This window comes from Sphaerospermopsis sp. FACHB-1194 (assembly GCF_014696235.1).
Taxonomy (GTDB): domain Bacteria; phylum Cyanobacteriota; class Cyanobacteriia; order Cyanobacteriales; family Nostocaceae; genus Sphaerospermopsis; species Sphaerospermopsis kisseleviana.
Genome location: NZ_JACJPU010000081.1, coordinates 1 through 11,457, shown reverse-complemented (window position 1 = coordinate 11,457; position 11,457 = coordinate 1). Strand labels below are relative to the sequence as shown.

Sequence of the window (11,457 nt, the reverse complement as noted above, 5' to 3'; positions counted from 1 at the left end):
TTGGGGACCACCAATATACTTTAAAGTTTGGTTATAATTCTCATTAATAGTCAACCGCACTTCTGAGATTTGCCCAAAACTGCGAATGTAATCATTTGTCTGGGACTTTGCATGGTATTCAGATACTTAATATAGGCAAAAATTCATGATATTTTTGTGCTACAGGTGTTAATATTTGATTATATCTGATTATATTTTTGTTATTTAAACCTAATACTAGAAAGAGTGCATATAATATTAAATTTTTGCATTTGCGAATTTATATGTATATAAATGTATTTATATTAAAAACAGTAAAAATACTATGATAAGACTTATCTTTTAAACTAGACTTACTATTTATTTGTAGTGTAATTTGTGATATAAAATTTATACATATACTATTTAATGAGTTATAGGGTTTGTGACTTTGACAAAAATTGCCCCTGGACAACCACTGACAGGCACACAAAAGGATGGTTTGCGGTTAGTGTCCCTCTTAGGAGGGGGTAAACGTGATGTTGTGTTGGCCATTGATGTAACGGAAAGTGTGGGTTTAAATGACCAAGGACGTATTCGGTTACGTCAAATAGTTGAAGACAGTCTCAAACCGGGAGATTCTGTTTATGTTGTTCCTTTTGCTCAAAATGTGGTTTCTGATGATGTGATTTCTCTAGAAAATCCATTGGGAACACCGATATATTTTAATCATAAAAATATAGAAAATATTAATAAAATTTTAGCGAAAATTCCGTTAAATTATGATCCAAATCGTTATGGTACAGATATTCAAAGGGCAGAGTTAACAGTATATCAAGGTATAGCACAGATTAATCAAAATCGGCTGACGAAAAATCAACCAATTAAACCCCAGTCGGTTGTTTGGGTTACTGATGCACCGTTATTTACAAAGCCAGGAATTACGTCAGAAGTTTGGATAGAAACCCCTCGTGATAGTCCGTTTAGAATTGCTACATCCCCGGAAAGTCAAGAAAGAAAAAATTGGTTGAATACTTTGCCTTTAAAAGAGCGATCGCTTATCATTAAAAATCAAGATAATAAAGATTATACACTATCTGTAATAGACCTAAATCCTACGGTTCAAGAATTTTGTACACCAGCACCAGGAGGTCAAGAAACTTGTTTAGTTAATCCTTATTTGCTGAAACAGTTATGGCTACCCAGTTTCATTTTATTATTAATATTGGCTGCTGCCTGTTGCAGTATCTTCAAATTTGCCAAATTACAAAAAAAATGGGATGTGCGAGTCAAGTTTGAATCGAATGGAGAACATGAAGAACAAATATGTAGATTACCAAATAATAAAAAAATTGCAATTGGTGAATATGATCCTACCTGTGTAGATTCTATAGACTGTCCCAGTGGAGAATTACAAGCTTATTTAGAACGTAAAGGAGAAAAACTTTATCTAGTTCCTACATCAGATTCTAAGATTGAACTCAACAACAAAAAAGTAAAATCAAGAACTCTGATCACAAATTCTAACTTTACCTTAAATTGTCCAGATAAACGCCAGCGCGAACACGAAATAACCATCAAAATCAAAAAATAGTATTCAGGGTAAAAACTATGAATCAAGCAACAACAAACGAAACTCAATATAGAGGAATTAACCGTACAATTTGTATCGGTTTGGGTGGTACTGGTAGAGATGTTTTAATGCGAATTAGACGGTTAATTGTTGACCGTTATGGAGATTTAAATAATTTACCAATTGTCAGTTTTGTTCACATTGACACAGATAAAGCATCAACCCAAGTTACAGGTATTAGAACAGGAAGTAGCTATCATGGTGTGGATTTAAGTTTTAAAGAAGCTGAAAAAGTCAGTGCTACCATGTCATCGAAAGATGTCACCATGTTTGTGGACGGACTAGAACGACGTTCAGAATATAATAGTTACGGACCTTATGATCATATTGGGATCTGGTTTCCTCCTCAGTTATTGCGGAATATTAAAGCAGTGGAAGAGGGAGCAAAAGGTATTAGACCTGTAGGAAGATTAGCATTTTTTCACAACTATCAAAAGGTGAAAACAGCAATTGAAACAGCAGAAAGACGCACCAGAGGACACGAATCTTTATTACTAAAATCAGGTTTTAAAATAGAACCGGGATTAAGTATTTTTGTTGTTGGTTCTCTTTGTGGTGGTACGGGAAGCGGAATGTTTTTGGATGTTGCTTATAGTTTAAGAAATCTTTATGGGGATCAAGGCGCTCGCATTTTTGGCTATTTAGTAATTAGTCCAGAATTGTATGGTAATACTCCTAACATGAATGCTAATACTTATGCTGCATTAAAAGAATTAAACCATTACAGTAATCCTGGTACAGAATTTGCAGCTTGTTATGATATTGAGAATCTGTCCATTATTAAAGAAAAACGTCCACCTTTTGATTATGCTTATTTGCTATCTAATCAGACTGGTGGAGAATATGAAATACTCACCCAAGGTAAACTATGTAATGTGATTGCCCATAAAATAGCCTTAGAACTTTCTGGTGAACTTGGTTCAGTAGTTAAAGGAAATCGAGATAATTTTTTACAACACATAATTCAACCAGATAAACACCCCCGTCCTAATAGCCAAAGATACTTAACATTTGGACTTTCCGCCATTTATTTTCCCCGTGATACGATCATTCAAATAGCCTTAACTAAAGTCAGTTCAGAATTAGTTAGATTTTGGTTAAATGGTAAAGGTCAAAGTCCTGATCCTGTCAACTTACTTGAACAATTTTTGATTCAAAATCACTGGCAAAGTGATCTAGCAAAACGTGATGGATTAATTAATAAATTATCCGAGTCTGTAGAAGAATCTAGCAAGACTTTTACTAATAGTTTGAAAACTTGGCAAACTAAATTATTAAAGTTAATCTCTGAATGTAAAAATAAAGATGATCGGACAAATGTTAGGCAACAGTTAGCCACAGAATTTACTAAACAATTCCGTACTGTACAACCAGGAGAAACGGAAAGTATTCGCGGTTATTGGTTAACAAAATTAATTCAATCTGCCCCTAAAATTGCCAAAGAACTTAATACCAATATTGATGATTATTTGATTCAGCTACTTACACCCATAGAAGCTAAATTTTCTATTAGAAATACCCGTAATTGGTTAGAAGCACTGCAACATGAACTGCATAAATATCAACGAGATTTGCAAGAATCCATAACTGATTGTGGGGGAATGAAACGCATAGAAGATGTAGAAAGAAAATGGGATAATACTGACCAAATAATTGAAGAACTGGAAAATAAATTTATGCTGATTGGCAATTTAAAAAATAGCCAATTTCAAGATGAATCTAAAAAAGCTATTCAGGAAGTTTGTAAACTGATCAGGCATAATTTTGATTTAACAGTTTTACAAGAGACACTGAAAATAGTTAATCATTTACAAAAGCACATTCAAGAAAGAGAAAAACAAGTTGCGGCTTTTAGCAGTTTGATAGAAGACTTACAAAGTGCTTATGAAAAAGAGGAACGAGAATTAAAACAATTGAATTTTGATGAAATGAGTGGGGAGGCTATTTTTGATAGTGAAGATATAGAACTTTGCTATCAAACAATGTTACCGGAAAATGATCTGCGTTCTCAATTAGTATTAGCAAGTTCAGCGATTACCGAAGCAACTGGTAAAGATCCATCCTTGGCATTTTTACTCAATCGAGAAAGAGTTACATACTCTCAAATAAAACAGGAAATTGATCCCAAAGTTGTGAAAATATTTGCTTTTCGTGGTAGCAATATTGTTAATTCTGTGATTAAACGCTTCATGAAAAAATATTCTTCCTCCGCAGGTGCTACTCGGTTAACACAAATTATGCAGGAAGCTCAACCTTTACTGCGGTTAAATTTGAATGATCCTTATTTTCGAGATGATCCTGCTAAAAGTAGTAAATTAATAGGATATAAAGATACAGACGAATCAGATGTGACAGAATTTAAAAAACTGCTAACACAAGATTTAGGAATTTCCTCAAGTGTTTTAAAAGCAATACAAGCAGATGATGAAATTTTAATTGTCAATGAGTATGCAGGTTTTCCATTGAGATTAATTAGTAGTCTAGAAAGAATGCGAAACCCATATATCAGAGAACAAAATTCTGGTACATCTTTTTTACACAATGATGCTCGCACTTCTTTTTCTGATATCATTCCCCCTGATGCAAGAATAATTGAACAACTGGAGGATATTTTTTATCCCTGTTTAGCTTTGGAATTGTTAAACGAAAATCAGGAAAATCAGGAGGTAGAATTTCAACATTATGACTCTTTCCGAGATAGTTATTACACTGCTGCGGTGAGTGCAAATTGGATGCAAGCTTTAGAAGATTTAGCTAATAACCGCAATATGGCGAATACTTTACAAAAGATATTAGATGATGTAATTTCTGATATGCAAAATAATCCCACATTATGGGATAATGAATATCTACCTAAACTCAGGCAATTTCCAGATAAACTGAAAAAAATACCGGAAGATAGTCCTAATTTTCCCTATATCCAAAAAGTCTATGTTTCACCAGATAATATGCAACCTACAATTAAAGAGGGGGTAATAAATCGTTTTTGGAAGAAGATGGAAGCAATGTTTAAAAATAGAAATCAAAATTCACTTCCACCTAGAGATAAAATCGAAAATCAAAAAGCTCTTGTTGGGGAAATAGTAGCTAGTTCTCCTCTGGATAATTCTGATACTCAAAATCAAGATAAATTACGCTCAGAATTAGCGCGTTTAAAAGAGTTATTTGATAATAACTTGATTCCTCAAGAATATTATGAGATACAAATGCAAAAAATTCTTGACAAATATCTAACCTAAAACATCTTGTTATGGGTAGTTCACATCTACCCACTTTTAACCATCTTTCCGCACTACCAAAGGTATTTTTTATGATTCCACCCCTACCACCTTATTTAATTTTTATCACTGTTGTTCTTGTGATTCTTCCATCTCTGGTAACTATTTTTCTTAGGATATCTCTTTACAAATATTTAATGGATTTGAGTAATAAAATTCAAAGATTGATTAAAAAACAAGCACCTGGGAAACGGTTAAAAATTATTGAAACATTAGAGGAGAGATTTAAACAAGCATCTCAACAATTAGAACAGGTAAATACAACAGCATTAATTGATCAAGTTTATAGTCAAGAAAAAATCAAGGGTTTCACCTGTGAACAAATAGATTATTTATGTCGCATCTTACCCAATTTATTGTTAGCATTTGGGTTACTTGGTACTTTTTTAGGTATTACTATTAATTTATCTACTCTCAGTCAAGCAATTAATCAAACTAATGCTAGTGATGTCAGTAATTTAGTTGCTGAATTAAAGAAACCATTAGAAGGAATGAGTATTGCTTTTACTACCAGTCTAACGGGATTATTATTTAGTGCTTTGTTAACGGTAGTCAATTTCATTTTTAATAGTGGACTTGCTAAATATCGTCTGCTTAGTTCTTTGGAAGACTATCTAGATAATATTTATTTTCCACAAGTGCAAGGTGATACTCGTCTTGATAGAATAGTTAATAGAATGGTAGATCAGCAGGATGAATTTTTAACAAATTTTGGTCGAGTAGTGCGCGAAGCGGTAGAAAAATCTATGGGTAAGGTAGCACAACAAATTGCTGATGGAAATAAACAAACTATGGATTTAGCTAGACGAGTTTATGAAAAATTTGATGCTGCTGCTGGAACTATTTCTGGTGCTGCGGATGAGTTTAAATATTCAATAAATAATTTGCAAGATTCGATGACGGAAATGCAACAAACATCCCAAGTTTTTAAAGATGCGGCTGAAAATTTTAATAAAAGTGATTTTCCTTTAAAGTTATCAAATGCTACAGAGCATTTAAGTAATACACAACAAAAATTTTCTGAATCTGCTGCAAGTTTGGCTGAAACAACTGATTTGATTATAAATTTGTTGGCACAAATGGAGAGTTTAAGTAATAATTTAATCAATTTAGGGGAGGATATTAAAGTTGTTAATCAAACTTCTGTTCAATTATTAGGGTTACATCAAAATAATCAAATTCAGTTAAGTGAAATTATTCCTCAACTCCAACAAGGTGCTAATAGTTTATCTGAAGCTATGATTAAACTTGAGCAAGTAGAAATAAAAGTTAGTGATAAAGCTGATAGTTTAAGTCATGTAGATGTTTCACTAAATCAATTATTGGAATTTGTGAAATATAATGCAGAACTTGTTAAACATAATACGGAACAAATGAATTTAGCATTTGATAATTTAGGCGATCACTTTATTTCTAACTTATCTCAAGAACAAATCGCCCTGAATCAATTATTAGAGTCTGTCAAATATAATACAGAACAGATGAATTTAGGATTTGATAATTTAGGCGATCGCTTTATTTCTAACTTGTCTCAAGAACAAATTGCCCTGAATCAATTATTAGAGTCTGTCAAATACAATACAGAACAAATGAATTTAGGATTTGATAATTTAGGCGATCGCTTTATTTCTAACTTGTCTCAAGAACAAATCGCCCTGAATCAATTATTAGAGTCTGTCAAATATAATACAGAACAGATGAATTTAGCATTTGATAATTTAGGCGATCGCTTTATTTCTCATCTTTCCCAAAACCTTGATCATAATCAACAGCAATTTCAGACTTTAATCAACAATCTTGAAGGATCTACTAATCAATTTAGCATGAAGATGGAGACTATTAAAGTAGATTTGATCAACCTATTAGAAAATAACAACACTCAATTAACTTCAGAATATCAAAAAGTAAATAATAATATCCTTCAGGGTATCAACAAGCAAACAAATATAAATGAACAAGGTTTAGAGATAATCATTAAAAATATTCAAGAATGTAATAAAAGTTTACAGGATACTAAAGTTTCTATCAACCAACTCAGACAGGTAATAAATAAAGACACCTGAATCATGAATTTAAACCAAATAAGTTTATCAATATTGTTTTGTAATGTAAAAGCATGAAATTATGGCACGTCGTTCACGCTACACTGAATACAATGAAGAGTTAAACGTTTGGCAAGCATTTACTGATTTAATGTCCAATGCGTTTATGATCTTAGTGTTATTTTTATTTCTCACTATTATCATATCACAAATAACTAATGTTCAAAATAAACCTGATAAAAATTCAGTCAATTTACCTTTGAAAGTTAAAGATTTAGAAAGAGAAGTAGAGGAATTAAAACGAGAGTTAGATAATCAAAAACGCCTCACAGATGCACCACCAATCATAGTTATCAAAGATCAAGGTGATTATAGATTTGCGTTAGGTAGTGCAGAAATACCTCCTCAAATGTTAAGCTATATTTTCAGAGAAATAGTACCAGCAATAGAAAGTACCAGCAACAAATATGGTATTAACGTTGTGGAAATAATTGGACATACAGATGCTACACCTAATGGTAAAGCAAATAGTAATTTAGATGTAAATTTAGAAAAAGTAGTTAGTGGCACATTTCCAGTTACAAAACTTCAATCAGGTTCTAATGCTGATTTAGGTTTAATGCGTGCGTTATCAGTTGTGAAAATATTGCGTGATATTCAAAACAAACAAGTTAGATTAAAAGGTTTATCATTTCGTGCTTATTCTGCTGCACAATTAATATTACCAAATGGACAATTAGCAGAAATTGCACCTATGAAAAATAAACAAGATGATCAAACAAGAAGAAGAATAGAAATTCGTTTTACTCGTTTAGGAGAAGAAAAGGAAGTAGGAAAAAAATAATATATCAGATGTTAAAGATCCCGGACTTCTTAATTTCATATTTTCTAAAAAATTATAATTAGGGTTTGCTGAATAAACCTAAAACCTTGATATATCAAAGGTTAGAGGCTGATAAACAGAAAAAAAGTGCAAGGGTTTTGAAGGGTATACCGGAAAAAGTGTGCATTTTTTGGGATTTCAAGAGATGGCAAAGAAATTTTCAAATCTTCTCCTGACTCCTGACTCCTGACTCCTGACTCCTGACTCCTATGCCCTCACGGAAAGACTTTCTCAGCAACCCCTAATTAATCGCAGAAGTCGGGGATCTGAATTTTAATCTATCTCAGGTTCAACACCTAAAGCACGCAGTTGGGCAATTAATTTTTCTTTTTTCTGTCTTTCCTGTTCTGCACGTTGTTTTTCCTGTTCTGCACGTTGTCTTTCCTGTTCTGCACGTTGTCTTTCTTGGTTTGCACGCTGTCTTTCTTGTTCTGCTTTTTCTCTTTCCTGTTCTGCGGGAGTTAACACCCAATTACCATTTTGATCATACCATCGTAACCAGGGCATTTGTACATTTTTATAACTCCCTTGCCAAATTCCTAAACCTAATTCTAACCCAGGAATCCAAAAACGAGAATTAGGATCTGAAGGTGTAGAACGCAAAGTTTCAATATAGCGATCGCCCCTTAATTCAAACATCCTAAATTCTGATTGATAACGATCAAATATCGCATAATAAGGTATTCTTAAAATCTTTTCATAAACTTCCCATTTACCAGGTGGTTTTTCCACATCTCGCAACATTTGACCTAAATCTTCTTTTTCTGTTCCTGGTGATAACAACTCTACCACAATATAAGGATTAACAGATTCTTGCCATACTACATAACTTAAGCGCAAATCTTTTTTTTCATACAAATAAGGAACACCCACAACCGCAAACCAATCTGGGCGTTTATACCACAATGGATGACGAGAATCAAAATACAGATTTATGTCACTTCCTGTAAAAAGTTCCTCTTGTTTATAATGAGGAGGAAGAAATGTATCTGCTAATAATTGTGGTTGCAATAAATGAAATTGATCCGGCAAACCTTTCTCCTCTGGATCTTCGCTAGGCAGATCATACATTGTGGGTAATGTTTCTTTGGCCGCTAAGGGCGGATCTGTTTGATACATTTTTGAATATCCTGAATATCAAACTTTTATATTTTAATTATACTCTGTATTTGATGTTTTTACTATTTGGTGTAGTTTTATTTTATAAAATCTAAATATTCACAGACAATTTATAAATAACCATCCTATAAATCCTCTAAATCCTCAAATCCTGGACATCCTGATATGGCTACGCCACGCTTCGCTATCAGACAAAATAATTACGAATTATCCTGTAAATCCTTAAATCCCGGATATCCTGATTCAGACATTCTCTGATATTTGCGTTTTTATCCAACTTCTAAAATTCCTAATCATTGCCATTTCACCTATTTCTAAGCTAGAAGCTAAAAACTGAGGAACTTCTATATTTAAAGATAAATTAGCAAAGGTTGGTGAACTATTACCAGGAATATATTTACCATCAGCTAAACTATAAATTTGCATTACAGGTTCATCATAACGCCAAACTTCAGGAACACCTAAAGCTAAATAAATTGGTAACTTATCAATAGAAGAACTAGCATAATCAACTTCGATAACTAAATCAGGTGGGGGATCTTGGGTTAAATCTAAACTGGTTTTATTTCTCATAATCGGTTCATTTTGAATATAGAAACTAGAATCAGGTTCTACACTCCTAGCTAAATCTTCTCTTTTACAAGTTAATGAACCTGTGCTTTTAACGTTCAGATTTAACTCTTCAACTAAAGTATCAATGAGTTTTTCTATCAATCTTTTATTATGTTCATGGGGCATTAATGGAGTCATAATTTCTAAGATTCCCTGATTATAAGTAAACCTGTTATTGCGAGTATCACCTGTTTCTAATAAAATCCTTTCAAAAGTATTCCAGGAAATATTATGGAGGATGACGCTATTGGTGTGAGTGTCGCTGTGAGTAGGTGCTAGAGTTACCATATAAATTCACCTCGCATTGTTAATTATTCTATTATATCACTTTTATAATAACGATTTTTCTGGACTATTTTTAATAGTAATCCTGTAAATCCTCAAATCCTGGATATCCTAATTCTGACATTTATTTAATATTTTCTACTTGCGTTTTTATCCAACTTCTAAAATTCCTAATCATTGCCATTTCACCTATTTCTAAGCTAGAAGCTAAAAACTGAGGCACTTCTGTATTTAAAGATAAATTAGCAAAGGTTGGTGAACTATTACCAGGAATATATTTACCATCAGCTAAACTATAAATTTGCATTACAGGTTCATCATAACGCCAAACTTCAGGAACACCTAAAGCTAAATAAATTGGTAACTTATCAATAGAAGAACTAGCATAATCAACTTCGATAACTAAATCAGGTGGAGGATCTTGGGTTAAATCTAAACTGGTTTTATTTCTCATGATTGGTTCATTTTGAATATAGAAACTAGAATCAGGTTCTACACCCCTAGCTAAATCTTCTTTTTTACAAGTTAATGAACCCGTACTTTTAACGTTCAGATTTAACTCTTCAACTAAAACAATAATGAGATTTTGTAACAAACGGTTATTATGTTCATGGGGCATTAATGGAGTCATAATTTCTAAGATTCCCTGATTATAAGTAAACCTGTTATTGCGAGTATCACCTGTTTCTAATAAAATCCTTTCAAAAGTATTCCAAGAAATATTATGGAGGATGACGCTATTGGTGTAAGTGTCGCTGTGAGTAGGTGCTAGAGTTACCATAGAAATTCACCTCGCAGTTTTAATGTAAGCATTCAGCTATCAGTAATCAGTAATCAGTAATCAGTAATCAGTAATCAGCTTTTACCTAGTAAGTAGACAGATTCTTGCTCAAATCATAATATTGCCACATTCTGTAAGTGTTGATGAGGAAAATTTGCCAGATGAAATTCGTGTTTTTTAACCTGCTGCTAACGGAAACCGACCGCTGACGGCTGAATATTTACGTTTTAATTATCCTATTATATCACTTCAGGAAATAGGAAATAGGAAATAGGAAATAAGGAATCAAAGCAAATTCTAGCTATCTATCAATACCAAATTCTTTTAATTGTTCCTCTAGTGGTTGAGTTGTATCCAAGATTTTAATGTAGGGTTGTTCTTTGTCTGTGAATGGTTCAGCTTGGTTGAGTTGAGATACCAATAAATCAGCGGTAGCATCAGCAATATCACCAGTACGGTTAACAAGTCGTTCTTGCAATACTTCTAACGGTGCTGTACAGTGGATAATCTGTAGGGGTAATTGATGTTGAGTAGCTTGATTAATCGCTTGCTGGCGTAAGTGTTGACGGTCATACTTGGCATCTAAAATCACACGCCAACCTTGATTAGCCAGTGTAATTCCTAATGTTAACAATCTGTCATAAGTCTTTTGAGTCATTTCCGGTGTATATATCTCATTTCCACCACGTTCTAATAAAGGAATACCTGCTAAATGTTTCCGCACTGCATCAGAACGCAAGTGAACTGCTCCTAGTTTACGCGCTAAATATCTAGCAGTGGTACTTTTACCAGAACCTGATAACCCGGACATTAAAATCAATTGTCCTTGTTTGGGTTTAGTATACTCCCAAGCTTGACGATAATAT

The 11,457-nt window shown here is 33.0% G+C and carries 8 protein-coding genes; 4 read left to right on the top strand and 4 right to left on the bottom strand.

Annotated features, from left to right (window positions below):
• The first annotated feature begins 403 nt into the window (after positions 1 to 403).
• The 4 genes from H6F45_RS25315 (at position 404) to H6F45_RS25300 (ending at position 7,755) form a co-directional block, all read left to right on the top strand.
• Complete coding sequence (locus H6F45_RS25315) at positions 404 to 1,552, top strand: vWA domain-containing protein (RefSeq protein ID WP_137668836.1); 1,149 nt, start codon at positions 404 to 406, stop codon at positions 1,550 to 1,552.
• Positions 1,553 to 1,569: 17 nt separating this feature from the next.
• Positions 1,570 to 4,830 carry a tubulin-like doman-containing protein gene (locus tag H6F45_RS25310; RefSeq protein ID WP_137668835.1) on the top strand — a complete coding sequence of 1,087 codons (3,261 nt, stop codon included), beginning with the start codon at positions 1,570 to 1,572 and terminating at the stop codon, positions 4,828 to 4,830.
• A 71-nt stretch (positions 4,831 to 4,901) separates the two neighbouring features.
• Complete coding sequence (locus H6F45_RS25305; RefSeq protein WP_137668834.1) at positions 4,902 to 6,932, top strand: hypothetical protein; 2,031 nt, start codon at positions 4,902 to 4,904, stop codon at positions 6,930 to 6,932.
• Between the two features lie 61 nt (positions 6,933 to 6,993).
• On the top strand, positions 6,994 to 7,755 hold the full coding sequence (locus H6F45_RS25300) for a flagellar motor protein (protein WP_190348732.1): 762 nt from the start codon (positions 6,994 to 6,996) through the stop codon (positions 7,753 to 7,755).
• A gap of 312 nt (positions 7,756 to 8,067) precedes the next feature.
• On the opposite strand, the gene H6F45_RS25295 is transcribed toward H6F45_RS25300, so the two are convergent.
• The 4 genes from H6F45_RS25295 to H6F45_RS25280 form a co-directional block, all read right to left on the bottom strand.
• Complete coding sequence (locus tag H6F45_RS25295) at positions 8,068 to 8,913, bottom strand: Uma2 family endonuclease (RefSeq protein WP_190348731.1); 846 nt, start codon at positions 8,911 to 8,913, stop codon at positions 8,068 to 8,070.
• 243 nt (positions 8,914 to 9,156) lie between these two features.
• The gene (locus H6F45_RS25290; RefSeq protein WP_190348730.1) at positions 9,157 to 9,813 is read right to left on the bottom strand and encodes a Uma2 family endonuclease; all 657 of its coding nucleotides are present in this window, start codon (positions 9,811 to 9,813) and stop codon (positions 9,157 to 9,159) included.
• Between the two features lie 121 nt (positions 9,814 to 9,934).
• Complete coding sequence (locus H6F45_RS25285) at positions 9,935 to 10,591, bottom strand: Uma2 family endonuclease (RefSeq protein WP_190348729.1); 657 nt, start codon at positions 10,589 to 10,591, stop codon at positions 9,935 to 9,937.
• A gap of 301 nt (positions 10,592 to 10,892) precedes the next feature.
• On the bottom strand, positions 10,893 to 11,457 hold a 565-nt coding region (locus H6F45_RS25280), incomplete at its 5' end, for an AAA family ATPase (RefSeq protein ID WP_190348728.1).

Excerpts from the sequence above, each read along its gene's own strand:
- H6F45_RS25310 (WP_137668835.1), top strand. The coding sequence starts at position 1,570 with ATGAATCAAGCAACAACAAACGAAACTCAATATAGAGGAATTAACCGT.
- H6F45_RS25305 (WP_137668834.1), top strand. The coding sequence starts at position 4,902 with ATGATTCCACCCCTACCACCTTATTTAATTTTTATCACTGTTGTTCTT.
- H6F45_RS25300 (WP_190348732.1), top strand. The coding sequence starts at position 6,994 with ATGGCACGTCGTTCACGCTACACTGAATACAATGAAGAGTTAAACGTT.
- H6F45_RS25295 (WP_190348731.1), bottom strand. The coding sequence starts at position 8,913 with ATGTATCAAACAGATCCGCCCTTAGCGGCCAAAGAAACATTACCCACA.
- H6F45_RS25290 (WP_190348730.1), bottom strand. The coding sequence starts at position 9,813 with ATGGTAACTCTAGCACCTACTCACAGCGACACTCACACCAATAGCGTC.
- H6F45_RS25285 (WP_190348729.1), bottom strand. The coding sequence starts at position 10,591 with ATGGTAACTCTAGCACCTACTCACAGCGACACTTACACCAATAGCGTC.